The 24,309-nt window shown below is 57.1% G+C and carries 21 protein-coding genes and 1 pseudogene; 7 read left to right on the plus strand and 15 right to left on the minus strand.

Features of this window, described 5'->3' with window-relative positions:
• Nucleotides 1-31: 31 nt before the first annotated feature.
• The 9 genes from LEPTO7104_RS0113180 to LEPTO7104_RS33755 form a co-directional block, all read right to left on the minus strand.
• Nucleotides 32-1,318 (minus strand): dicarboxylate/amino acid:cation symporter, encoded by a 1,287-nt coding sequence (locus tag LEPTO7104_RS0113180; RefSeq protein WP_017299050.1) that lies wholly within the window; start codon nucleotides 1,316-1,318, stop codon nucleotides 32-34.
• Between the two features lie 31 nt (nucleotides 1,319-1,349).
• Nucleotides 1,350-2,111, minus strand: coding sequence for a substrate-binding periplasmic protein (locus LEPTO7104_RS0113185; protein ID WP_017299051.1), 762 nt, complete (start codon nucleotides 2,109-2,111; stop codon nucleotides 1,350-1,352).
• A 278-nt stretch (nucleotides 2,112-2,389) separates the two neighbouring features.
• On the minus strand, nucleotides 2,390-3,178 hold the full coding sequence (locus LEPTO7104_RS0113190) for an aspartate/glutamate racemase family protein (protein ID WP_017299053.1): 789 nt from the start codon (nucleotides 3,176-3,178) through the stop codon (nucleotides 2,390-2,392).
• A gap of 64 nt (nucleotides 3,179-3,242) precedes the next feature.
• Entirely contained in the window at nucleotides 3,243-4,463 is a 1,221-nt protein-coding gene (locus tag LEPTO7104_RS0113195; protein ID WP_017299054.1) for a tetracycline resistance MFS efflux pump, read from the minus strand.
• An 8-nt stretch (nucleotides 4,464-4,471) separates the two neighbouring features.
• The gene (locus tag LEPTO7104_RS0113200) at nucleotides 4,472-5,386 is read right to left on the minus strand and encodes an alpha/beta fold hydrolase (RefSeq protein WP_017299055.1); all 915 of its coding nucleotides are present in this window, start codon (nucleotides 5,384-5,386) and stop codon (nucleotides 4,472-4,474) included.
• A 143-nt stretch (nucleotides 5,387-5,529) separates the two neighbouring features.
• Nucleotides 5,530-6,600, minus strand: a complete 1,071-nt coding sequence (locus LEPTO7104_RS33745) for an aromatic ring-hydroxylating dioxygenase subunit alpha (protein WP_155523625.1) — start codon at nucleotides 6,598-6,600, stop codon at nucleotides 5,530-5,532.
• A 112-nt stretch (nucleotides 6,601-6,712) separates the two neighbouring features.
• Complete coding sequence (locus tag LEPTO7104_RS0113210) at nucleotides 6,713-7,774, minus strand: aromatic ring-hydroxylating dioxygenase subunit alpha (RefSeq protein ID WP_017299057.1); 1,062 nt, start codon at nucleotides 7,772-7,774, stop codon at nucleotides 6,713-6,715.
• Between the two features lie 288 nt (nucleotides 7,775-8,062).
• Nucleotides 8,063-9,694 carry a sensor histidine kinase gene (locus LEPTO7104_RS33750; RefSeq protein ID WP_225887090.1) on the minus strand — a complete coding sequence of 544 codons (1,632 nt, stop codon included), beginning with the start codon at nucleotides 9,692-9,694 and terminating at the stop codon, nucleotides 8,063-8,065.
• Nucleotides 9,695-9,846: 152 nt separating this feature from the next.
• Nucleotides 9,847-10,203 (minus strand): late competence development ComFB family protein, encoded by a 357-nt coding sequence (locus LEPTO7104_RS33755; RefSeq protein WP_017299059.1) that lies wholly within the window; start codon nucleotides 10,201-10,203, stop codon nucleotides 9,847-9,849.
• Nucleotides 10,204-10,662: 459 nt separating this feature from the next.
• Here LEPTO7104_RS33755 and LEPTO7104_RS33760 point away from each other — a divergent pair, with 459 nt between their 5' ends.
• The 4 genes from LEPTO7104_RS33760 (at nucleotide 10,663) to LEPTO7104_RS0113240 (ending at nucleotide 15,890) form a co-directional block, all read left to right on the plus strand.
• A complete protein-coding gene (locus LEPTO7104_RS33760; protein ID WP_155523626.1) occupies nucleotides 10,663-11,277 on the plus strand; it encodes a hypothetical protein in 615 nt (204 codons plus the stop codon).
• Between the two features lie 223 nt (nucleotides 11,278-11,500).
• A complete protein-coding gene (gene ilvB / locus LEPTO7104_RS0113230; RefSeq protein WP_225886977.1) occupies nucleotides 11,501-13,351 on the plus strand; it encodes a biosynthetic-type acetolactate synthase large subunit in 1,851 nt (616 codons plus the stop codon).
• Between the two features lie 99 nt (nucleotides 13,352-13,450).
• Nucleotides 13,451-13,981, plus strand: coding sequence for a hypothetical protein (locus LEPTO7104_RS40080; protein WP_155523627.1), 531 nt, complete (start codon nucleotides 13,451-13,453; stop codon nucleotides 13,979-13,981).
• A 37-nt stretch (nucleotides 13,982-14,018) separates the two neighbouring features.
• Complete coding sequence (locus LEPTO7104_RS0113240) at nucleotides 14,019-15,890, plus strand: peptidoglycan D,D-transpeptidase FtsI family protein (protein ID WP_017299063.1); 1,872 nt, start codon at nucleotides 14,019-14,021, stop codon at nucleotides 15,888-15,890.
• Here the strand turns inward: LEPTO7104_RS0113240 and LEPTO7104_RS0113245 are convergent.
• Nucleotides 15,887-16,807 carry a metal ABC transporter solute-binding protein, Zn/Mn family gene (locus tag LEPTO7104_RS0113245; protein ID WP_017299064.1) on the minus strand — a complete coding sequence of 307 codons (921 nt, stop codon included), beginning with the start codon at nucleotides 16,805-16,807 and terminating at the stop codon, nucleotides 15,887-15,889. The genes LEPTO7104_RS0113240 and LEPTO7104_RS0113245 overlap by 4 nt on opposite strands.
• Before the next feature lie 148 nt (nucleotides 16,808-16,955).
• Here LEPTO7104_RS0113245 and LEPTO7104_RS0113250 point away from each other — a divergent pair, with 148 nt between their 5' ends.
• The 3 genes from LEPTO7104_RS0113250 (at nucleotide 16,956) to LEPTO7104_RS0113260 (ending at nucleotide 19,281) form a co-directional block, all read left to right on the plus strand.
• Nucleotides 16,956-17,696: a metal ABC transporter ATP-binding protein gene (locus LEPTO7104_RS0113250; RefSeq protein WP_017299065.1), complete on the plus strand. Its 741-nt coding sequence runs from the start codon at nucleotides 16,956-16,958 to the stop codon at nucleotides 17,694-17,696.
• The gene (locus LEPTO7104_RS0113255) at nucleotides 17,686-18,597 is read left to right on the plus strand and encodes a metal ABC transporter permease (RefSeq protein WP_017299066.1); all 912 of its coding nucleotides are present in this window, start codon (nucleotides 17,686-17,688) and stop codon (nucleotides 18,595-18,597) included. The genes LEPTO7104_RS0113250 and LEPTO7104_RS0113255 overlap by 11 nt, the downstream gene beginning before the upstream one ends.
• A gap of 102 nt (nucleotides 18,598-18,699) precedes the next feature.
• Nucleotides 18,700-19,281 (plus strand): Uma2 family endonuclease, encoded by a 582-nt coding sequence (locus LEPTO7104_RS0113260; protein WP_017299067.1) that lies wholly within the window; start codon nucleotides 18,700-18,702, stop codon nucleotides 19,279-19,281.
• Nucleotides 19,282-19,288: 7 nt separating this feature from the next.
• On the opposite strand, the gene LEPTO7104_RS38245 is transcribed toward LEPTO7104_RS0113260, so the two are convergent.
• The 5 genes and pseudogenes from LEPTO7104_RS38245 to LEPTO7104_RS0113285 form a co-directional block, all read right to left on the minus strand.
• Nucleotides 19,289-19,816 carry a hypothetical protein gene (locus LEPTO7104_RS38245; RefSeq protein WP_225886978.1) on the minus strand — a complete coding sequence of 176 codons (528 nt, stop codon included), beginning with the start codon at nucleotides 19,814-19,816 and terminating at the stop codon, nucleotides 19,289-19,291.
• Nucleotides 19,816-20,832 (minus strand): ATP-binding protein, encoded by a 1,017-nt coding sequence (locus LEPTO7104_RS0113265; RefSeq protein ID WP_017299068.1) that lies wholly within the window; start codon nucleotides 20,830-20,832, stop codon nucleotides 19,816-19,818. The genes LEPTO7104_RS38245 and LEPTO7104_RS0113265 overlap by 1 nt, the downstream gene beginning before the upstream one ends.
• 93 nt (nucleotides 20,833-20,925) lie before the next feature.
• Nucleotides 20,926-22,836 carry a fumarate reductase/succinate dehydrogenase flavoprotein subunit gene (locus tag LEPTO7104_RS0113270; protein WP_017299069.1) on the minus strand — a complete coding sequence of 637 codons (1,911 nt, stop codon included), beginning with the start codon at nucleotides 22,834-22,836 and terminating at the stop codon, nucleotides 20,926-20,928.
• Between the two features lie 211 nt (nucleotides 22,837-23,047).
• Nucleotides 23,048-23,155, minus strand: a pseudogene (locus LEPTO7104_RS43600) (Uma2 family endonuclease); the annotation flags it as partial.
• A gap of 422 nt (nucleotides 23,156-23,577) precedes the next feature.
• Complete coding sequence (locus LEPTO7104_RS0113285; protein WP_017299072.1) at nucleotides 23,578-24,189, minus strand: CDP-alcohol phosphatidyltransferase family protein; 612 nt, start codon at nucleotides 24,187-24,189, stop codon at nucleotides 23,578-23,580.
• Nucleotides 24,190-24,309: the final 120 nt, after the last annotated feature.

Here is a 24,309-nt window from a genome sequence, read left to right on the forward strand (position 1 = left end):
AAAAAGGGTTGAAGAACCAGAGCTAACGGCCTTAGCTTTCCTGGTCGGCGATCAGCGTCGTCACCGCCATCCCTGTGTGAACAATACCCAAGGTGCGAAAGGGATCCATCAGGGGATCAATGGCAATAAACAAAACCAGCACAGCCTCCAGTGGCAGCTTCAGGGGCTCCAACACCAGGCCCAGCATGGTCAGCGTGAGCACACCCGTCACCCCGGAGGTAGCCATGCCCGCCAGAATAGACCCCATGATTACTATGCCCAGCCCCGCTAGCCCTAAATCGCGCTGGTAAAGCTGCATCACAAATAGCGTAGCCGAAGCAAAATAAATCACCGAGCCAAAGCGGCATAGGGTAATGGCTAGGGGGGTAACCAGGTTAGTGGTCTGAGGATTGAACTTGAGGGTGTCGCTCAGGCTGGTGATGGCGGCGGGCAGACAGGCCAGGCTGCTGGAGGTGGCCAGCGACAGAATCGTGGGATCTTTGAGGGCCAGCAGGGTGGGCCAAAAGTTAAGCCCAGACCGCCGCCAGATCACCAGGGTGCTGACTAGGTAGATCAGGGCAAAGGTGGCGATCGCAACTACCACAAAGTCCACCATCGACAGCAGCACCGCCACACCCACCTGGGAAAGCTGGTAGGCCAGCAGGCTGCACAGACCAAAGGGCAGCAGGTAGGTCAGCCCGTAGATCACCTTATTAAAGGCCTGGTAAAGACTGTCGAGGGTGTCGAATAAGGCGGCGGTAGTAGGCGCTTTAACCAGCCCCAGCGATACGCCAAAAATCATGGCAAACAACAGCACCTTAAGCGTTTGGCCTTCGCTGAGGGCCGCAAAAATATTGTCAGGCACCATGCTGTCAACCAGGGTGGTCACGCTGCCCGTAGACGCTTCAGGCAGCGGGCCGCTGAGGGCCATCTCCAGATCGACGCCCGATTGATTCACCAGTACCCCAAGGGTTTGCAGGGTTTCTGTGGACAGGTCGCGGCCAGGGCCAGCGAGGGCGGCGATGGCAACAGCGATCGCGCTAACCGTCAGCAGACTCAGCGGAAAGACAACGGCGATGCGCTGGACGTACTGCCGCGCGTCGTGACTCTGCATCAGCCTTCCCAAGCTATTTGTAATCGCTGACAGCAAAATCGGCAGTACACACATCTTCAGCAGCCCCAGGTAGAGGGTGCCAAAGGGAGCAATCCACACCGCCACTTGGGGATGGGCGGTGCCGATAAAGACGCCCATCCCGCTGCTAATCAAAATGGCCCAGGGGCTGCGCAACCACTCAATGGAAGCCTGGTGCGGGAGATAAGCTTTTCGAGAAGTAACCATGGGGGGGTGCCAAAACGGTTTTTTCAGAACACTAAGATTGCTTCAAACGCTGAGCCGACCAATAATCAGCGTATTCATCCAGCACCGTATCCACGGTGTACTGGGTCGCCAGGGTATCTAGGTACTGATCTACAAAAGCCAGCAAGTGTGCGCTGCTCCACGGCAGCACCACAGCTAGGGAATCCTGGGTATCGGTGAGAGCAATGGTTTGCAGTTGCAGGGCTGCATCCGGCCGGGTGCGCACTACTTTTTTAATTTCCAGCTCATCGCGGTAAGCGGCGAGAATGTCGCCCCTCACCACCGCCCCCACGGTGTCTTCCCAGGTGGGATACTCCACGATGCTGGCCTGGGGAAATTTTTGCTTCAAAAAACCCACGTAGGAAGACCCCTCAATCACGCCTACCTGGCCCCGCAGGTCGCGAATTGTCTCAACTATCGATCGCCCCTGGGTCTGCTCTGCCATTTGCAGACGGTTGACCAATAGCCCCTGGCGCATGCGCAGATAGGGCCGCGAAAACCGCACCCGCTGCGCTCGCTTCAGGGTGCGGCTAATTTTTGAAATCGCCAAATCCGCCTTTTGTCCGTAAACCGTATCGACGACCTGGTCAAAGGTTTGAGCAGAACGAGTCACCTCTAAACTGACCCCTAGCTGATCCGCTAAAGCCTGGGCTAGCTGAATGTCCAATCCTTCGAGGTGCCCTGGGTTGCCCATAAAAAATGGAGCGTTATCCTGTCCTAGCACCGCTACCGTGAGCTTGCCGCGGTCCAGAATGCGCTGGATATCTGGCGGCATAGCGGGCAGAACTGTCGGAGATGGATTCGAGGTCGTCGATCGAGCTGGCGTGGAGCTGGCAGCTGCGGTTCGAGTCGCGCTGGCCGCAGGGGAGGCCGCGATCGGGGCCTTAGAAACGGCTAGCGCCCCATCGCTGGCTCCAAAAGTTAAGCCGAGAAAGAGCACCAGAGCAAACCCGCCCAGCAGCGTTCTGGACCACCTGTCTGCCTTTACGTCCCTTTTCCCTCTCCATAGACAGGAAAAGCTCTGAGTCATCAATTTCTGGAACATTCCTTCTCCTAGGCGGCATGCCAAAGCGGCAGGGAACGATGACCCCAGGCCAGATCTAGGGTGATGTCAGCCACCACCTCCAGGGGATCTATCCAGGGCAGCGGCAGAGATGGCATTTGGGCAAACGCCACCGACAGTTCGGTGCAGCCTGCAATCACCACTTCGGCCCCCTGAGTTTTGAGCCAGTTCGTTGCCTGCTCTAATACCGTCAACGCTTTGGTAGATACCTGGGTCCCTGTGGTTTTTATTCCCCAATCCGAGTGGTAAATCGACTGCATGACCAAATCTTGCCAGGGAGAGGTCAGTTCAAAGCCCATAGGCGTTAGCCCCGCCTGGGCCAGGCTACGGCTGTAAAGTCCGCACTGCACCGTGCCGTCAGTGGCCAACACGCCCACTCGCCGCACTGTGGGATGGACCTGGCAAATATAATCGCTGGTGCAGGCCATCAGGTGAATCCAGGGAATGTTCAGCTGAGCCTGCACCTGATCGTAAACTCCGTGAGCTGTGTTACAGGTCACAACTAAAAAATTGGCCCCAGCTCGCTCTAGCAGTTGGGCATAGCGCACTAGTCCGGGGATACAGTCGGGCCCGGTGCCCTGTAAGCTGTCTGTGCGGTTGGGAATAGGGGTGCCGTTGACCAGCAGCCACACCGGATGATCTTGATCGCCCTTGGCCCCCCGAACTACATTACGCTGAATCAGCCGCTGCTCAAACTGTACGTGGGCCATCGGGCCAAGGCCGCCAAGGATACCCGGAATAGCAGCTTGTCGATCCTGACAGAGTAGCGGCACGGCCATGGCAAATCCTTGTAGTTAACTTGAGTCCAGTGGCACAATCCAGTAACCCCAGAGAGGTCCCAAATTAAACCGACAGCTGACGGCGAGGCAGGTTAGACAGGGCAAACCCCACGGCCATTGCCATAAACAGCGCTCCCATCCAAAAGGGAGAGAGCATACCCGAGCGATCGAACATCCAGCCCGCCCACAGCGGCCCTAAAATTGAGGCCATGCTTTGCAAAGCCTGGTTACCACCCAGGGTTTTTCCCTGCTCCTGACCCGATACCCGGATAGAAATGAGTCCCCGCAAGGAGGGAATTAGCAGCCCTACTCCCAGCGCTAGCATGGCCTGGGTAGTATACAAAGCCGGCACTAGAACCGGACTACCGGCCGGAATTAGCACTACGCCGCCAAAGGCCAGCGCCACCAGCACCAAACCCGCGATCGCCAGCTTGGCTTCTCCAAACCGAGGCAAAAGCTGACGAATGAGCCCACCCTGTACCAGGGTCGAAACAATGCCGATAAAGCAAAAGACCATAGCGGCCTGGCTTGGCCCCCAGCCGTAGCGGGCATTCAAAAACAGCACAAAGATGCTGCTAAAGCCCGCAAAGGCAAAGTTAAAGATAAAGAAGGAAATCAGCAGGCCCTGAATGCGGCGATCGCGCAAAATATCATTGAGTTGGCCAATCGGGTTCAGATCGCGCAGGGAAAAGGGCCGCCGCTGATCTCTATCTAAGGATTCTGCCAGCACAAAGTAACCCAGCCCAAAGTTCAGCAGGGCGATGGTGCCCGCCACAAAGACTGGCAAGTTGAGGCTGATGCTGGCTAAAACCCCGCCCAGGGCTGGCCCCAGCGTAAAGCCCAGGCCAAAGGCTGCGCCAGTGATACCAAAGTTCTTAGCTCGATCTTCAGGGGCGGAAATATCGGCAATGTAGGCTTGGGCCGTCGCCGCTACTCCACCGGTTGCTCCATCTAAAATACGAGAGAAAAACAGGACCCCCAGGGTAGTAGCAAAGCCAAAAATAAAGTATGAAATAGCCGTACCCATGACGCATATCAGCATGACCGGGCGGCGACCATAGCGGTCAGACAGGGCACCGATGACCGGGATGGCAATGAACTGCGCGATCGCATAGGAGGACACCAGCATCCCCAGGGTGAAGGCATCGGAGCGAAATCGCTCGACCAAAAACGGCAAAATTGGGAAGATCAGGCTTTCGCCCAGCTTGTCGAACAGGATGGTAATGAAAATAAAAACCAGCCGGGGTACCGACAGGGTCTTAGCAGTAGGAGGACTCAAGGACATGGGTTAGCTCAGCGGGGGGATACAGCGGGCGTGGTGACAGCGTGGCGAGCCACCCAGGCTTGCAGGTGATCGTTGACAACATCGGGGATTTCATCCTGAGGACAATGCCCTGCTCCTTCCAGGGGAATGAACTCCTCCACAGCCGGAAACTTTGCTAGCTCTCGGCCCAGGGCGATCGGCTCCCAGGGGTCGGCAGTGCCCCAAAGAATCAGCGCCGGGCAAGTGATTTGGGGTAGCAGATCCTCGGGCAGCGGGCCGTCAAAATTGTTAATAAAGGCCCAGAACACATCCGCTGCGCCCGGCTCACGGGCAGGGGCAAGGAGGATTTCAATCAGCTCATCGGTGACAGCTTCGGGGTTGCCATAGGCGGTGCGGAGAACGGCGCGGATTCGCGCTGGTCTGGCGATTTGGGCGAATAGCCAATGCACCAGGGCGCGATTTTTCAGCACCTTTTTGAGCAGCGGACGACCCAGGCGGCGCATAGGAGGCTGGGTATGGAGCTTGCGATCGCAGATTTGGCGCAGCGCACAGTCCAGCAAAATCACCCCTTGGCTTTGGCCTGGGTCCATTACCGCCGCCTGAAGCGCCACCACCCCGCCAATGGAGTTGCCCACCACAAAGGCAGGTTCCTTGACGATCTCATGCAGAAAATCCGTGACCTGAGTGCCCCAGGTCTCAAAGTCGTAGGGCAGCGGTTCCCCCGGAGCAGGCTTGGCCGACTGGCCAAAGCCCAGCAGATCAAGGGCAAAGACCCGGTGATTCTCGGCCAGGGCAGGAATAGTCTTGCGCCAGTGGCCAACACTGGCCCCGAACCCGTGAATCAGCACCAGAGCAGGGCCATCAGTGCCCATCTGCTGGTAGTTAATCGGCAGACCGCGCCACTCCCAGATTTGGTTTGGTATGGAAATCTCAGCCGTGGACATAGTGATGTGCTCCTTAGAATGGGCTGTAGCGCTTCACCCAGGGGTTGCCGCACCCGACTAGCGGGCGGATCGAGCTGTGCCGTAGGTGGGCAATGCCCACCAGGCCCCCGGCTGCAATTGCAGCCTGGGGCAAGTTGTCCCCGCTATCGGGCTACCCGCTCAGCGGGGATAACGTCCTCTGGCAGTTCGGCAGGCCCGGCATACTGCTTCAGCAGCTTGCGGTAGGCGATCAGCGTGGCGTCGCTGGCCACCAGCAGTTCCTGGCGCATGTCGCTGTAGGGCGCTACCTGGGGCACCTGGGTTTTGACCACCACATCGTCTTCCTGCATGATTTTGTTGCCCACCTGGGCGGTGTTGCCGTCGAGCCAGTGGCCCAGGCCCGGCACCCGGTTGAGGAAGTTGCGAATATTCACTGACTTAACCACTGTGGTCTCGTCATCCACCGGAATGTGGACCATGATGCTCTCGATTTTGTAGCGGCCAAACTGCACCGCCGAGTAGGTGATGTTGGGCAGGGCAAAGCGGTAGCTCTTGTGGGCCTCTGGGTCGTCTTGTTGCAGCACAAACCGCATCACGCCGTTGAGGCGGTTGACCTTGATCGGCAGGCTGGCAGCGAGTTCATACTCTGCTAGGGTCACTTCGTAGTCGTCAATTTCGGTGTTTTGCGGGGCGTTGCTGGCCCCGATCGCGCCTTTGTGCATAAACAGCGCGTGGGAGGTGTCGATGGCATTTTCCATCGTGCGGGTGAAGTGGGCGTCGAAGACGTGGCGGCTATAGGTGGCTGGCCGCCCGGGCGATTCAAACTGGGGGAAGGCTGGAATCGGCGGACGGCGATCGGCGGGAAGATCTGGGCTACCGACAAACATCCACACCAGGCCGTAGCGTTCCTGCACCGGGTACGACTGCACCCGCGCCCGTTTAGGGATGGGGGTGCCCGGCGCATCGGCGGGGATGTGCTGGCACTGACCATCGGTGCCATAGCTCCAGCCGTGGTAGGGGCAGCGCAGGCAGCCCCCCTCTACCCAGCCCAGGGCCAAACTGGCCCCTCGGTGGGCGCACTGGTTATCTAAGGCGATCGCGCGGCCCTGGCCATCGCGGTAGAGCACGTAGTCTCGACCCAAAAGTCTCAGCGGTGTGGGAGTCGTGCCCACCTCATGGCTCAGTTCGACGGCGTACCAAAAGTTTTCCAGCATGGCGGTGTGCTTCCAGTTCAACGAGATTGGGAGATGGGTGGAGATGCCTGGGAGGAATTTCCCTAGGCTTCTTTAACAGCGGTGGATCTGGGTAGGGTGGGCGGTGCCCACCAGGGGGGTTGGAGAAAACAACCTACCCAGCGCTGACTTCGGCCGGAACCCTGCGGTTGCCGTTGGTCGATACCGCAACTGGAGCAATGCCGTAGTCATTTCCCACCGCCCAGCCCCGCTCAACACACTGGCGAATCAGCTTGCGGTAGGCCAGCTGGAGGCTGTCGGAGGCCAGCAAAATTTCGCCGGTCAGGGGCACTACGCGGGGCACCTGGCTCTCGATCACTGCTTTGTCTTCGAGATAGGTGTCGTTGGTGTTTTTGCGCGAGTTCCAGTCGGCCCAGCCCTGGGGCAGGAAGTTGCGCAGACCAATCCACTTGGTCAGGGTGGTGTGCTCGTCTACCGGAATGTTGCTGGCGAAGTAGATGTACTGGTAGCCGCGAAAGTTGAAGTCGAGGTGGATGCGGTTGATATTGGGCATATGGGCGGTGAGCGTGGCGCTGGAGTAGGGGCGATCGCGCTTCACAATCAGCTTTAGCAGCCCGGCCCGCTTGGGCGGTTTGGAAATCGTGCGGGCTGCCGCGCTCCAGTCATCCACCTGCACCTCGTAGGGGGGCACCTCGGCGTCATTCCGCAGGTTGAAAAAGACTGAGTGCACAAAGGGCGCATGGGAGGTGTCGAGACCGCTTTCAACCACTCGGGTATAGTGAGCATTCCAGGTGTATTCACCAGTAATGGCCCGCCAGGCGGGGTCGCCGTACTCGGGCAGGGCCGGGATGGGAGGCCGCTGTTCTGCGGGCAGATCGCCCACGAACATCCACACCAGACCGTAGTGCTCTTCGACCGGGAACGCCTCGATTTTGGCCCGCTTGGGAATTGGGGTGCCTGCCTGGTCGGCGGGAATGTGCACGCAGGTGCCGTCGGCTTCGTACCGCCAGCCGTGGTACGGGCAGCGGATGCAGTTGCCCTCGACCCAGCCCCCCGCCAGCGATGCGCCCCGGTGAATGCAGCGATCGCGCATCGCCACCACCTGGCCATTGCCACCTCGGTACAGCACGTAGGTTTCGCCCATTAGTTTGACGGGCACTGGCGCGTCAGCAACGGCAGCGCTAAACTCAACGGCATACCAGAAATTTTTGAGCATAGGGAGTCTCCTGGGGATTGGGCACCTGCGATCGGCCCAGGGGGGCGATCCTTGACCGCCGCCACGCCTACGACAAGGCGTGCCGAAGCTTGGTTTGAGATTGCCCAGAGACTCCGAAGAAATCGCGGTTTCAGGCCATTAAATCGGCGGTTTAGCGAAAAACCCCTAGACCTACGCCGCTCAGCCTGGCGATCGCCGCCGTTATCTACGCGGATCTACGGATCACCGGCTCTACAAAAATTCCGCCCGCAGGCGTTTCTAGCCCAAAAGTCGTGCCGCATCTGCGCCCTAAAGCGTTTTAGTCTCTAGGGGCAAAAACACGGTCAAGACTTCCCCGGCCTGGGGGCGCTGCCGTACGATCAGCTTTCCGCCCAGGGCCTGAAACAGATTCTTTGTGGCGTTTAGGTTGAGGCTGAGGCCGCCAGTTTCAGGCTGAAACATCAGTAGTTGCCCCAGCGCTTTAAAGGGCGACGCGAAAGGATCGTGTTCCGGGTGAGACTGGGCGCTGCCCTCGGGGGGCTGCGACTGAAACTGAAGCTTGAGCTGATGCCCGGCCAGGGTCACCGCCAGCTCGATGTGGCTGTAGGGAGGCAGGCTGTGGGTGAAACGGTCAATCAGCCCGGTCAGCACCTGAGTCAGCATGGCCGGGTCGCTGTTGACCATGGGCAGGCAGGGGGGCACGTTAACCGTCAGGCTGAGGTTGCGGCGGCTGGCCTGCTGCTGCCAGCGAGGAGTGGCATCGTCGAAAAGCTGGTTTAGGGAAATGGCCGACAGCGGCGATCGCGGCCTCGGAGCGCGGTCTGTCTCCAGCTCCACGGCCCGGAATATTAGGCTAAAGCGATCGATCTGCTGGGTGCATTCGCGATCGATCAGGCGCAGCCGCTTGGCTACCTCATCGCCAATGTCTTTGCGCTTCAGCAGCGATCGCGTCAGGGTGCGAATGGTCGTCAGCGGCGTGCGAATTTCGTGGGCCATCGCCTTCAGTAGCTCGGTGTCCGGGCTATCTGGAGGCGTTGAGGCGGGTTCTGGCCCTTCAAAAGCGGCACTGCTAACGCCAGCCTCGACGTGGGGGCTGGGGTCGGTCTGAAACGCGGCCAGAATAGGGCGAGCGGGCAGGGCCAGGGCCGGGGTGGCCCCAGGGGCCTGCTGTTCTTCGCTGCCGGTCCCTGTCACAATCTGCGATCGCTGGCGCAGCTGGGCCAGAAGCAGCTGGCTGTATCGCGTCACCAAGCGATAGTCGGGAACAACGGGGGAAAACTGATCGTATAGACGATCTAGCTCAGGCACTAGGGGCGAGCGGGTGGCGGAGACGCGATCGCGCAGCTGCCGCCAGCCCTGGCCCACTACCTCGGGGTCAAAGGAAAACTGAAACTGAGGCAGCCCACTGGCGGCATAGCCCAAAACCAGCAGCAGGCTAAAGCGACGAGTCAGCAGTAGACAAAATCGCTCGCCCACCAGGGGGTCATTGGTGGGTAAGGGCACCATCTGTAGATCGGAAGCAGAGCCTGGAGCTTTCCCCTTGCCCTGCCCAGGCAATAGGGGACGCGTCACTGCAAGAATTTGCTCTAGCGGTTCCGGTACCAGCAGCCAGTGCGAAAGTCGCTGCCCCATCAGGCGATCGGGCAGCACCGGGAACGGCCCCGACAGGACTCCACCCATCAGCGGTATCTGCCCAGGATTCTCTGGCACATCTAGCTCCGAGTGCGCGCCGGGCGGAAGCTCAATTAGCAGCTTAATTAAGGCCGTAAGACCACCCAGCCATTCCTGCTCGGCCTGCATATGAGCCTGATGTAACCCGCTAGAGCTATCCCCAGGCAAGCCATGGATAGCCCCATGCTCCCAATAGCGATCCCTCGCCCCGGCCACCGCAGAGGACGGCGGCTGATCAAGCAATGGACTGAGAGGTAGAAACTGCTGCACCAAAGGGTCACCTGTCTCTGCGATAGGCCAACTGCGGCACTTGACCTCAGTCAGCAGGTTGTCTGTTAAAGACAACCCAACGTCTATTACGAGACTACGCCCTCAGCCAAAATTGAGCTATGGGTAGAACCGAACGGAAACCCGGCCATCACTTAACCAAACCAGCTAGATGGAATGGGCTCAGCTTCTACCAGCTCGGTAGTTGTGCGGCGCTGCCAGATTTCAGGCCGACCCAGCAGAGCATCAATACCCTGGTGAATCAACTGCTTAATTTGGTCGTGCTGGTCAGACGAGTAGCAGTGCCCAGTTACCGCCATGTCAGAGGCGGCACCGCTGTCCATCGTGACGTACACCACCGGCAGCCGGGCCAAGACATAGGCCGTTAGCTTTTGGCGCAGTTCAGGAACAGCAAAAACCTGACGATATTCGTAGAGCGGATAAGCCGCCAAAATATCATCGATCTTATCTGTCACGATCGGTAAAGTTAGATTGACAATTGTTTGAGTCATCAGAATTAAACTCCAGGAGTGTTCGGCGTTAAGGTCAAGGGTAAATTGCTAATTCTTTAGCCAGGGATCAAACTAAACAAGCGGAGAAAGACCTGCAAGCAGGGCAAAAAGTTAGAGATTAGTTTTCTAGGCCGGATCTAATCAGCTCCGGCATCTATCTGAGGTAATAGCCAGAGCCAGGAGTCTGGCAGGAATTTGAAAGTTTCTAAAGCGCTGAAGCGAAACATGTCCCACCTCCATCAGGTATTCCCTATATATGCGCTTCAATGGCGATGGCCTTATCTAAGTTTTAGAAAATAATTATTTTTCTCTTCCAGAAGATTATGAAAACTACGTAAAGTGAATCGTTTCTCAACCGTTGTTGTTTCTGGCAGGAGTGCTAGTCTCCTGGCTATATACAATGCGTAACATTGGGCGGAGCTAGCCCTAAACTTGGCCGAGTAAGGAGTGGGGGTCGGATTGCAGCAGATCGTTTTACTCGTCTGTGGCGGCATGCATCCGCCCAGCTATACAGAACATGTCTTGAGGACTATTGCTGAGGACGAGACGCTGAGCACAATCAGTCGAGTGGTCTACGCAGCCCCCTCTGCGTATGGCCTAGAAATCCTCTCGCCCTTTGCTCTGCGGCAAGGGATCGAAGCTTCTCTGGCCGTTCCCGCCAAGGAGGGGACAGCCCCGGTGCTCGTTATCTGGGCCTTTAGTGCCGGTTGCGTCGGAGCGATGGCACTGGCAGCCCACTGGCAGCGCCATCGGGGGCCGGTGCTGGCTCTGTTTATGGTGGATGGTTGGGGAGTGCCCCGCGACCCGGCGGTGCCCACCTACAGACTGAGCCACGATTACACCACCCACTGCACCTCTCGCTGGCTGGGGGCTGGCGACACCGACTTCTACGCCGATCCAGCGGTGTCACACCTGGAGTTTTGGCAGCAGTTGTCAACTGCAAGCGGTTGGGCTGTGGGGCCGGGCAAGGGCCGCCAGCGACTGAGCGCGGCCAACTTTCTCTGCCAGCGATCGCGAGAGGCGATCGCCCTCTATCAGAGCCAGCGCGACAGCCTGAATATCAACAGCCCATAACGAGGGGCCTAAAGTAGTCCCTCTAGCCATAAAGACCCCGGCCTCTGCTGCTAATATGAGGGGAAATGTTTCTCATTTAACAGCATTTAAAAGCATCATTCCTGTAAAGCAGCGGCGGTAAGCCTGTTTACCGCCCGTGTGGCCTGAGGGAGAAAATGTTCGCAATTTATTTTCTTCTTAAGCAATGCACTCTAGCCCTAGCCCAACCCAAGCACTCGCCGCCATGACAACTCCCGTTGCCGCTCCTAACAGTGTTCTTGTGCGCCGCGCCTCCGGTGCCTTTGCTCTGATCGACAGCCTCAGACGGCATGGAGTAGAGCATATTTTTGGGTATCCCGGTGGGGCGATTTTGCCCATCTATGACGAGCTGTATCGGGCTGAGGCCGCAGGGGGCATCAGCCACATTCTGGTGCGCCACGAGCAGGGGGGTGCCCACGCGGCTGACGGCTATGCCCGAGCAACCGGGAAAGTGGGCGTCTGCTTTGGCACCTCTGGCCCCGGCGCTACCAACCTGGTCACTGGCATTGCCACCGCGCAGATGGACTCGGTGCCGATGGTGGTGATCACGGGCCAGGTGCCCAGCCATGCGATCGGCAGCGATGCGTTTCAGGAAACCGATATTTTTGGCATTACCCTGCCCCTGGTCAAGCATTCCTACGTAGCCCGCACCCCCGACCAAATTCCCCGCATGGTGGCGGAGGCGTTCTACATTGCCCAGACCGGCCGACCCGGCCCAGTCCTGATTGATATTCCCAAAGACATTGGTCTAGCGGAATTTGACTATGTGCCTGTGGAGCCTGGGCAGGTCACTTTACCTGGATACAGACCCACCATCAAAGGCAATGCGCGCCAGGTCAACCCCGCCCTCCGGCTGCTGCGCCAGAGTGAGCGCCCGCTGCTGTATGTGGGAGGCGGCGCCATTACCGCTGGTGCCCACGAGGAGATTCGGCGGCTGGCGGAATATTTTCAAATTCCGGTGACCACGACGCTGATGGGTAAGGGGGCTTTTGATGAGCACCACCCCCTGGCCCTGGGTATGTTGGGCATGCATGGCACCGCTTACGCCAACTTTGCCGTCAGCGAGTGCGACCTGCTCATTGCGGCGGGGGCCCGCTTTGACGATCGCGTCACCGGCAAGCTCGACGAGTTTGCCTCCCGCGCCCAGGTGATTCACATTGACATTGACCCCGCCGAGGTGGGCAAAAACCGAACTCCCCAGGTGCCCATCGTAGGTGATATCAAGCAGGTGCTGACTCATCTGCTCAACCGCCTGGAGGAAGAGAACCAGCTGCCGCCCCCCAATCAGACGGCGGCCTGGCGCGATCGCATCGATCGCTGGAAGCGCGACTATCCGCTGGTTGTACCCACCTATCCCGACGTTCTGTCGCCCCAGGAAGTTATTCACGAGCTCGCCACCCAGGCCCCCCATGCCTACTTCACCACCGATGTAGGGCAGCACCAGATGTGGTCAGCTCAGTTTTTAAAGAACGGTCCTCGCCAGTGGATCTCCAGCGCTGGTTTAGGCACCATGGGCTTTGGCATGCCGGCAGCGATGGGGGTGCAGGTCGCACTCCCCCAAGAAACCGTCATTTGCATCAGCGGCGATGCCAGCTTTCAGATGAACTTGCAGGAACTCGGCACCCTGGCCCAGTACGGCATTCCGGTGAAAACCGTGATTGTCAACAACGGCTGGCAGGGCATGGTGCGCCAGTGGCAGCAGGCTTTCCACGGCGAGCGCTATTCTTCCTCCAATATGGAAGTGGGCATGCCCGACTTTGAGCTGCTGGCCCAGGCCTACGGGATTAAAGGTATGGTGGTGCGCGATCGCGATCGGCTCCGCCCAGCCGTAGCCGAAATGCTGGCCCATAGCGGTCCTGTACTGCTAGACGTGCGCGTGCGCCGCGACGAAAACTGCTATCCCATGGTTGCCCCTGGCAAGGGCAACCACCAAATGATTGGCCTACCAGAGGTGCATGGCATTGGCACTGACAACGGCATCGCCCCCTGTGTGAGCTGCGGGCACCACAATGCTTCAACCAGCAACTTCTGCTCGGAGTGTGGCACCAAGCTATAGATGATTTTGTAGCTTAGCAGGGCGTTTTGCCGAGCTTATAGCCCAAATTTTTCAGAATGCAGTATCCTGACTTCAGTTTCATACTGGTGTGGGTCATCTATGTCCGCTGCTCTGAAATCCTATGTGCCTCGCCCCGTGCCGTCTCGGCAGGGGGCAGCGGCGACCCTAAGCCAGCGTGCCGCCGCTTTACCCGCAGAGACCAGGCCCAGGGTTTCTCCCCCCGCAGTGCTGCCCACGGCGCCAGGGATAAATGCTCCTGGACCAGGGGTAAAGCGGCTGTCTCAACTGCACCTGGTCTCATCGGCGTTGGCCGTGTCGTTTGTAGCCCTTACCCTGGTGAGCTATGGCGCCTCGGTCTATGTCAACCGCCAGCTCAACCAGTCAAAGCAGCGGCTCCACCATCTACAGCGCAGCGAGCAGCAGCTTACCACCGCTAACGAAGTCCTTAAAAACCATCTGGCCAAGCAGGTCGAAAGCAGCGAGCTAGGGTTTCAGCCTCCCCAGCCTGGCAATGTCATTTTCCTAAAGCCCACGCCACAGTCGGCGGCGGTTACTCTATCTCACCCGGTTACCCAATCCGTGATGGGGCGAATTGCCCTGCCTAAGGTGGATGTACCGCTAGGGTACTAAGCGCTAGCCCGACGTTTATTCGCTCTTTTACCTATCCATGGCTAGCTCTGTCTACTCTGCCCGTCGCCGTCGCCGCCGCAAACGAACTCGCCCACCGATTGTCATCGCGTTTAATCCGGCGGCCAATCGGGTGCGAGTATTGCTGGTGTGGGGGTTGCTAGTGCTTTCGCTAGTAGCGATCGCCGGGCGATTGGCCTGGCTACAGCTAACCCAGGGCAGCAGTCTGGCCAGTATGGCTCAGCAGCAAAGGCTTTCATCGCCCGTGCAGCGCGAGGTGCGCCACTCAATTATCGATCGCCAGGGCAACGTGCTGGCGGTCGACCGAGTCGTGTACACGCTCTACGCCCACCCCCGGCTGTTTAACCACCCCCAGCAGGAGGTAGCCGCCGCCCTCAGCCCTCTGGTAGAAACACCTGAGTCTGAGCTAATGGACCAATTTAGCCGCCAGTCCACGGGCATTCGCGTGGTTGACGGACTGCCTGAAGCAACCGCCGACCACATTCGCGCCCTGCGCCTCGACGGGCTAGAACTGCAACCCCAGCAGCAGCGTTTCTATCCTCAGCAGCAGCTGTTTGCGCCGATCGTGGGATTTGTGAATTTTGATGGACAACCCCAGGCGGGGTTGGAAATTGCATACCAGGATCAGCTGGCCTTAACTCCTCCTAAGGAAGCATCGGCGAACAGGGAAGCCTCAGCGGAAAAGTCCCTTCAGCCAGATGCCAGCACACCAGAGATCTATGGCCCACCCGAGGAGGCACTCTGGGAAAAGCCCCAGGCCTCAGGTAAGGCTCCCGATAACACCCCGCCAGCCGCCTGGCCAGCGGGCACGGTAAGTTTGCAACTCACCCTCGACAGCAGGCTTCAGCGCACTGCGCAGCAGGAGTTACAAACCGTAGTTGAGCGCCACCACGCCAAGCGAGGCACCGTTATGGTGATGGATGCTCGCAACGGCGAAATGCTAGCTTTGGCCAGCGTGCCCACCTATGACCCAAACCAGTACTACAAGGCCAATCTCAGCGACTTGCGCAGCTGGGCCGTTAGCGATCTCTACGAGCCAGGGTCAACCTTTAAGCCGATCAATGTTGCGATCGCGCTACAGGCCGGGGTTATCACCCCCGACGACATGGTCAACGACAGCGGCCAAATGCAGTTTGGCAAGTGGAAAATTCGCAACCACGACTACGCCACCGTCGGTGGACGGGGGCCGATTTCGATCACCGATGTGCTGAGGTACTCCAGCAACGTGGGCATGGTGCATATCATGCAGAAAATGCCCGCCAGCGACTACTTCAACTGGCTCCAGCGCCTTGGTCTTGAAAGACTCACCGGTATCGACCTGCCCGCCGAGGCCGTTGGGCAAATGAAACCTCGCGAACAGTTTGTCAAAAGCCGGGTCGAGTCGGCAACGACTGCCTTTGGCCAGGGCTTTTCAGTATCGCCCATTAAAATGCTGCAACTGCTGTCTACCCTGGCCAACGGCGGCAAGCTGGTAACGCCCCATGTGGTAAGCGCCATGGTTGCCAGCGATGGCAGCGAGGTTTGGACACCGCCTTTGCCCCAGCCCACATCCATTTTCTCGCCCCAAACGACCCAGCAGGTGCTCACCATGATGGAAGCTGTGGTCGACAACGGCACGGGCAAACCAGCTCAATTGCCAGGCTACCGCATCGGGGGCAAAACCGGCACCGCCCAGAAAGCAGCTCCTGGAGGCGGCTACGGGAAAGGGCGGGTCACCAGCTTTGTGGGTATCTTGCCCGTCGATGCACCCCGCTACGTGGTGCTGGCCGTAATTGACGAACCCCAGGGCGATGATGCCTACGGCTCTACCGTGGCCGCCCCCCTGGTGAAAAAGGTGATTGAGGCTCTGGTGGTGCTGGAAGGCTTACCGCCCAGCGCCCCAGCACCCTAAAATTCGGTTTCTGAGACTGTACCACCGAGATTCTCGACGATCGCCCTAGTGTTAGCGGCCATCATTTTCAGGTAGGTGTCACCGTCGCTGCCCGGCGCACCAATCGAGTCGGAATACAGCTGAGTTGGGGCCAGCGGAACCCCTGCTTCACTCGCCACCGTGGTAATCAGCTGGGGATTAATGGTGGTTTCGGCAAAAATGGCAGGTACCCCTAGCGTTTGAATCGATGTCACCAGTTCCTGAACGGTGCGGGCACTGGGCTGCTCTTCGGTGCTGAGACCAATGAGGGTACCAATTACGCTGAGGCCGTAGGCGCTAGCGTAGTACTGAAAGGCGTCGTGGGTGGTCACGAGCTGCCGCTGGTCGGGGGGAATGGTGGCGGTTTGAGCCTCAATCCAGGCGTCTAGCTGGTTGAGTTCGGCAATGTAGGCGGCAGCGTTTTGGGTGAACAGAGCCTCCTGGTCGGGGGCCAGTTCAATTAGCTGATCGCGAATAGCTTCAACCATGGGCACTGCGTTGCTGACGTCGCCCCACACGTGGGGATCGGGTACGGTGCTCGTGCCCGTTTCTAGATCGAGGGGGGGCACGACTTCGCCAATGGCAGCCCGTTGGGCATTGACCCCAGCGGCGTTGAGCAGACGAATGAGATTGGGCTCTAGATTGTAGCCGTTGTAGAGAATCAAGTCGGCCTGCTCGAAGGCAATGCTGTCGGCGGGCACCGGCTCGTAGACATGGGGGTCGGCACCGGGCTGCAAAATGCCGGTCAGGGCAATGTGATCGCCGCCCACCTCGGCAGCCCAGTCGGCGATTAGGGTGCTGGTCGCAACCACTGCCGGACGAGTGTCATCCCCACCCGAGGATTCTGCCCCGCTGTCGGCCGGGGTGCAGCTGGCTAAGCTTAGCCCTGCGACCAGCATCGCAATCGCTAGTCTGCCGTGCCGCGGGACGGGATTCATCCATTGCATAAGTGCATTTCATAATCGTTTCATTTTTACGATATAATACATTTCATAATCATTTCATTTTTTGCCTTGCCCCAGCTCAGCCGGGGTTGGAGAGATTGGTATGGCCCCTACTCCCTGCATCACCGTTGACCATCTAACCGTTAACTACCGAGATGTGCAGGCGCTGAGGAACATCCGCCTTACCGTGCAGCCTGGTAAGGTGGTAGGCATCTTTGGTCCCAACGGCGCGGGTAAAAGTACTCTGATTAAGGCCATGCTGGGGCTGATGCCGGTGGTGACAGGCCGGGTTTCCTACGGCGAAGGGACCCTGGCCCGCCAGCTCGATCGCGTCGCCTACGTACCCCAGCGATCGCAGATTGACTGGACTTTTCCCGCCACCGTGTGGGATGTGGTGATGATGGGCCGGGTGAAAAAAACCGGCTGGTTCAATCGCTTTTCGGCGGTGAGTCGACGGCTAGCCACGGAGGCTCTAGAGAGAGTCGGCATGCTGGAGTTTCGCGATCGCCCCATTGGTGCCCTCTCAGGCGGGCAGCAGCAGCGGGTGTTTCTGGCCCGCGCCCTGGCCCAGCAGGCGGAGATCTTCTTTTTTGACGAACCGTTTGTCGGGGTGGATCAGAAGACCGAAGCCGTGTTGTTCAAAATTTTTCAAGAGCTGGCGGCGGCTGGCAGCATTGTCATGGTGGTCAACCACGACTTGGGCGAGTCGATTACCCACTTTGACCAGCTGATTTTGCTCAATAAGGAGTTGATTGCCGCTGGCCCCCGCGACCGGGTGCTCACCCGCGACAATATGACCCGCGCCTACGGCGGACACGTGGGCTTCTTTGGCCATGTCGCCTGAGCTAGCGGTGCTGGACTGGTTCTTTGAGCCGCTGCAGTTTGCCTTTATGCAGCGATCGCTGGCGGTGGCAATCATGGTGGGCATCATCTGCTCGGTGGTGGGCAGCTACCTGATGGTGCAGCGGCTGGCCCTGCTGGGCGATGCGATTAGCCACTCGGTGCTGCCGGGGCTGGCGATCGCCTTCTGGCTGGGGGTGAATATTTTTGTCGGGGCCTTTATTGCCGGGGTGATCAGCACGGTGATCATCGCCTGGATTCACACGCGATCGCCGATCAAAGAAGACGCCGCCATGGGCATTGTGTTCTCGGCCTTCTTCGCCCTCGGTATTACGCTGATTACCACCATCCAGAAAGACAACAAAATCGATCTCAACCACTTTTTGTTCGGCAATATTCTGGGCGTTACTGCCGGAGATGTGCGCGATACGGCTATTATTGCCGTTTTAGTGCTGGTAGCCGTCGCCCTGCTCTATAAAGAGCTGCTGTTCTACAGTTTTGACCCCCTTGGTGCCCAGGCCAGTGGTCTGCCGGTGGGACTGCTTAACGCGGGACTGATGGTGCTGATTGCCCTGACTGTGGTGGCCAGCATGAAGGTGGTAGGCGTAATCCTGGTGCTATCGCTGCTGATTGCGCCGGGGGCCACGGCCTACCTGCTAGTGCCGCGCCTGCACCAGGTGATGCTATTGGGAGCCGCGATTGGTGTCTTCTCCAGCATCAGCGGCATGTACCTGAGCTACTACGTCAACCTGCCCTCCGGGCCAGCGATCGTAATGGTGGTGTCGGCGCTGTTTAGCCTGTCGTTTTTGCTTAGCCCTCGCTATGGGGTTCTGGTGGGGCCAAGGAGGGATCGGCCCTGGCAAAAGCTACGGACGCTACTGCTATCCAAAGGCTCCCGCCCCTAGCTGCCCTTGCCCACTGGTGCAGATCGATAATGCGTAGTCTCAGCACCTAAAATAGACTCATTCCCGTACGGCTCGCCGATCTCCCATTGTTCAGTCTGCACTATGGTTCAGCTCAATCAACGGTTTCAGAGCTGTGAAGACTATCTGGCCTACGACGACGGGACAAATAATCTCTATGAGTTATTCAACGGAGAACTGATCGAGGTACCGCCAGAATCTGGGTTCAACGTTGAAACAGCAAACTTCCTTTTTGCACTATTGCTGCCTATAGTAGGCCATCGTCGCCTTAGAGGACATGGCCTAGAGCTTGAGATGCGTGGTGAGCCGAGAAACCGCTATCCAGACCTCACGGTCATCTATAAAGAGCAGGTTGAGCAGCTGAATCGACGCAACACGCTACGGATTTCGATGGGGCCGCCGATGCTGGTGGTTGAGATTGTTGGCCCAGGAAAAGTGCAGCACAACCGAGACTATATAGCCAAGCGCGGCCAGTACCAAAATTTGGGCATTCCCGAATACTGGATTGTAGATCCGCAGACAGCTACTATTTTAGTTCTAGAACTGGGAGATGGGGTGTATTGCGAAGCGGCGATGTTTCGCGGTGAAAATTTTCTTAGTTCGCCTCAGCTAGGATCTCTAAATATAAAAGCGCAGCAAATGCTTCAAATCCCCAAGTCTGCATAATGCAAAATTATTCATCACAGAACGTCAAAATCTGACTTTCCCTTGCTAAATCCTCATTCAAGACTAGGACCGAAGTAGGCACCAAATCCCAAATTTTTACTGTCACTTTGAGCTTTTTCCTAAGTTCATCTTGCAACGGCGGCAACCAATCCATTTGGTGGTTTTTTATAACTAGTATTAGACGAAATTCGACTTGATCAAGATCAAGTGCTTGAAAAGGACTTGGAAGTTCGTTGCATGTTGAGGAATGTCTTTTCAAATAAACTGCTACATAAAGATTTAGCGAATTAGAAAGCTTATCAGCGATCTCCTGAAGAAATTTGTCAAAGCCTGGACTAGTTTCAGGACGTGGAGAACTTGATTTTGCTTCAATAATCCATATTTTAGGTTTATCCCTTACGGCTAGAATCAAAAACTCCGCAATCTTTATTCCATTTTGAATAGCTAAGTAAGTTCTACTTTTTTCAATATAAAAACAGTGACCAGGCGGATAAGGGCCAAATGACATTCCAGACTCAAAAATTGGCTCGATCATCATTCTAATGCGAGCCTCACTTCTTCCTTATATAACCTGATTGACTCATCAATAATAGGGTTATCTGGCATTCCCTCTTTCAGATTGTCTACATTCCAAGATCCATCCTTTGAAGAAAGTATTACGACAGAGAGTGGATCTTCCTTTTGAGAGATAAGAAAAAGCTTTTTAACAACGAAATAAGAATGACTTGCCATAAAAAACTGGATACCACATTGAGCCAGTAAGCTTATAATATCCAGGAATTTTGATATTGCGACTGGATGCAGAGCTGACTCTGGTTCATCAATAAAAATTATTGATTTTGGATCTATATATCGATTTCCTAAAAGGGTATCAAGAATAGAAATTTTCTTGATACCTTCTGCTGTTACGCCAATCGAGAATTTCTGGTTACCTTTTTTGAATTGCCAACGACTTATCTTTTCATCGTATTCAACTTTGCCATCCAAGATTTCATGTAAACTCTTGCGGGAAGCAGCAAACTCTCGATAATTATTTCCTTGTTGAGGAGGCTGGCGTAAAGCTCTTGCCAAGTCTAGATATGTGTCGTCAAAGCCAAATGTCTTATCCAACTCACGAGATCCTAGAATTACGTTGTATAAAGAAAGTACTTCTTTTGTCGGGAAAAAAATTGAATTACTATCTCTGGGAGGAATATGATTCTCAAGAGTTTGAATAACTTTTGTTGTGTCTTTTCCAAAGTCGTAGCAAAAATCTGCACTATTAAACTCAAGTTTAAAGGAAAGAGAATCGTCTGCGCCCTTAGTAACAAGATCGCCAATTTTCTCTGTCTCAAAAGTCCAGTAAAGTTTATCAGCAAGTATTTCTCTAGCATTACGAGGTTCATTACCACGTTTGTATTCTTCCAAGGTTTTCATTGCGCTATAAAGAGCTTTGAGAAGAATAGTCTTTCCTGCTCCATTTCCGCCGATAATTAGGTTGATATTGCCTAGATTTTGACAATTGAGTTTATGGATCGGCCCAAAGTTTTTGAGTTCAATGCTGTTGATCATCTATCGTACTCTCAAGACTTGTATTCCAAAGCTTTATTGAACGCTCATTTCACATTTTTATGATCGTCACTTATTTTTCCTTATAATTAGATTTTACTTATAGCTGCGCTGGGTGAGTTGCACATTCTCAAAATCGAGGTTTTCGCGGTGTAGCTGGGGCATCCGCCCTTCCCCCGCATATTCCCAAGCTGCCACAAAAGCAAAGTGCTCGTCGTCGCGTTTGGCCTCGCCGTCAGGGGTTTGGTACTCTTCGCGAAAGTGGCCGCCGCAGGATTCTTCTCGTTGCAGAGCGTCCCGCGCCATTAGTTCGGCCAGGTCAACGAAGTCGGCAACGCGCCCGGCAAACTCCAAGTTTTTGTTCAGGGTGTTGGCCTCGCCGGGGATCTTGAGGTTTTGCCAGAATTCGGTGCGCAGGTCTTGAATTTGGGCGATCGCGCTCTCCAGCCCCTCCCGGTTCCGCGCCATGCCGACGTGATCCCACACAATGCGGCCAAGCTCGCGGTGAAACTCCATTACCGTTTTGCTGCCCCCAATGCTCAGCAGCTTGGTAATGCGGGCCTTGGCGCTGGCCTCGGCTTCTCCAAAGGCATCGTCGTCGGTGCTCACGGTGGGCAGAGACTGCCCGGCAATGTAGTCGCCCAACGTGTAGGGAATCACAAAGTAGCCATCCGCCAGACCCTGCATCAGGGCGCTGGCCCCCAGCCGATTCGCGCCGTGGTCGGAGAAGTTGGCCTCGCCCAGCACAAACAGCCCCGGAATCGTGCTCATCAGGTGGTAGTCGACCCACAGGCCGCCCATGGTGTAGTGGACAGCGGGGTAGATGCGCATGGGGGTTTCGTAGGGATTTTCGCCCGAGATCCGCTGGTACATATCGAACAGGTTGCCGTAGCGGGCGGCAATGGTGTCGCGGCCTTGAGCGGCGATCGCATCCCGAAAATCCAAATACACCGACAGCCCTGTTTCACCCACGCCGCGCCCCTCATCGGTCATCGCCTTGGCATTGCGCGAGGCCACGTCCCTGGGCACCAGGTTGCCAAAGGCGGGATAGCGAGTCTCCAGGTAATAGTCGCGCTCGTCGTCGGGGATGTCTCCGGGACGGCGAGTATCCCCAGCCCTCAACGGCACCCACACCCGCCCGTCGTTGCGCAGGCCCTCGCTCATCAGGGTCAGCTTCGACTGGTAGTCGCCCGACACCGGAATGCAGGTGGGGTGAATCTGCGTATAGCAGGGGTTGGCAAAGTAGGCCCCGCGCCGATGGCAGCGCCAGGCTGCCGTCACGTTGGAGTTTTTCGCATTGGTCGAGAGGTAGTAGACATTGCCGTAGCCGCCGCTGCACAGCAGCACCGCATCCCCGGCGTAGCGCTCCAGTTCCCCCGTCACCAGGTTGCGGACGACAATGCCCCGCGCTTTGCCGTCCACGACTACAAGCTCCAGCATTTCGCGCCGCGAGTAGACCTCGATCTTGCCTGCCTGCACCATGCGCATCATGGCGCTGTAGGCCCCAAGCAGCAGCTGCTGCCCAGTCTGCCCCTTGGCGTAGAAGGTGCGCGACACCTGCGCCCCGCCAAAGGAACGGTTGTCGAGCAGGCCGCCGTACTCCCGCGCAAAGGGCACCCCCTGGGCCACGCACTGGTCGATAATGCCGCTGCTGATCTCCGCCAGCCGGTGCACATTGGCCTCACGGGATCGGTAGTCGCCGCCTTTGATGGTGTCGTAGAACAGTCGCCACACGCTGTCGCCATCGTTGGGGTAGTTCTTGGTGGCGTTGATGCCCCCCTGGGCGGCAATGCTGTGGGCGCGGCGGGGCGAGTCTTGAATGCAGAAGCTTTTGACGTTGTAGCCCAGTTCGGCCAGGGTCGCCGCCGCCGAGGCCCCGGCCAGCCCAGTACCGACGACCAGAATGGTGTGCTTGGCTTTGTTTTTGGGGCTAACCAAACGACAGTGGTCTTTAAAGTCGCTCCATTTTTGGTTCAGCGGGCCAGCGGGAATGCGAGGGTCGAGCATAGGGAAGGGGATGAGGAGATGGAGATGACAGGGGAGGTGGGGAAGAAAGGCAAAAATCTTACCGAAGCAGTCCCCGCCGGCAGGGCAGGGGTGGGCTATTCGAGCAGCCAGTTGAAAACAGAGCCTACTGTAAGGCTAAGCCCTTGGGCAAAGGCTGGGACAGGCAGAGATTGATCAGGCTCGTCAAAGACTTCGGGCTGCTGCTTGGGGAGATGGGTTTTGGAATGATTTGCCCGTCAAAGTATTCGCTGGCAGGCTTGGTCTCTGGCAGTTGCAGAAACTCCTCCAGGGTGATTGGCTTGGGCGGGGACTGTACCATCGCAGAGATCGGTCAAAAGATTGCTGCTTCCCTAAGCATAGCGGGGCAGCTACACGCTATGGCGCATGTCACGCTCCTTGCCCAAAACTCATTTGCCCAGCGATCGCACCATTGACTGCCGATTCAACTAAGTCCGGCGATCGCCTGATGTATGGCCAACTTGTCGTATTCAACACGACAATCTACCTGCTCAAGAACGGCTCGTAGCTGCTGAATGGTCCCTTCAGGAAACCATTGAACAAACTCTTCGGCATTACTGCCGCCCTCCAGGTTCTCAAATAGGGCGGATAAGGAGCTGAGTGCCGTGAAAAAGCCAGGCATCGCTGACCTACTGCGGCCTTTGTTCACCGACTGAGCAAGCAGGCCAGTCAAGCATGATGTCATCAGAACCATCAATGCCTGATCTGATCGGCAAGCCTGACTCAGGGCATCGCTCCGGTGCTACTGGTAGCCGCACTGCTGGCCCGAATTTGCAGCGCCTTCTGAATGGTGACGACATCGAAAGTCCACTGGGGCAAAATCAACGTCATGGCGACTTCTTCTAAATTGTGCAGAGTGCCGATCGCCAGGGTGGCCCAAAAAGTGACGCCAGCATAGCCAAAGCCAAATAGGGCTACTGTTGCGATCGCCAGAGAAAGCCCCCAGATTTTGGCCGAATAGCTGTGGTAGCTGGCCAACCGACCATACTTGATCAGGGAAGACGCCCACTGCAGCAGTTGAGAGAGGGCTGTAATCCCCAGGGGGAGGGCAAAACCCACGACCACATCGGGAAACACGCGCCAGATGCTGGCCAAAACGCATAGATAGAGACACAGGTCAGCCCGGCTGTCGGCCTCTCGCAAAAAGGAGCTGACCACCTTTAGCCGCCGGGCAATGATGCCATCAAAAATATCGGACAGCACCGCCAGCACAAACACCGGCACAAACCCGGCACCGGGCTGGCCGTGCCAGGCGTCGAGCAGCAGGTAAGGGCCAGCCAAAAAGCGAAATACCACCAGAGCCGTGGGCAGGGCCGATATAAGAGAACGGAACATCAGCGAAATCTCTGTGAGAAATTAGCGCTTCCATTCTGGCCAATGGCGCTTGGGATGCCGATAGCTCCTGTGCCAGATGATCGTCAAAACTTTGACCTCGATGGGGGACGGGTGCCTTTG

Source organism: Nodosilinea nodulosa PCC 7104 (assembly GCF_000309385.1).
GTDB lineage: Bacteria > Cyanobacteriota > Cyanobacteriia > Phormidesmidales > Phormidesmidaceae > Nodosilinea > Nodosilinea nodulosa.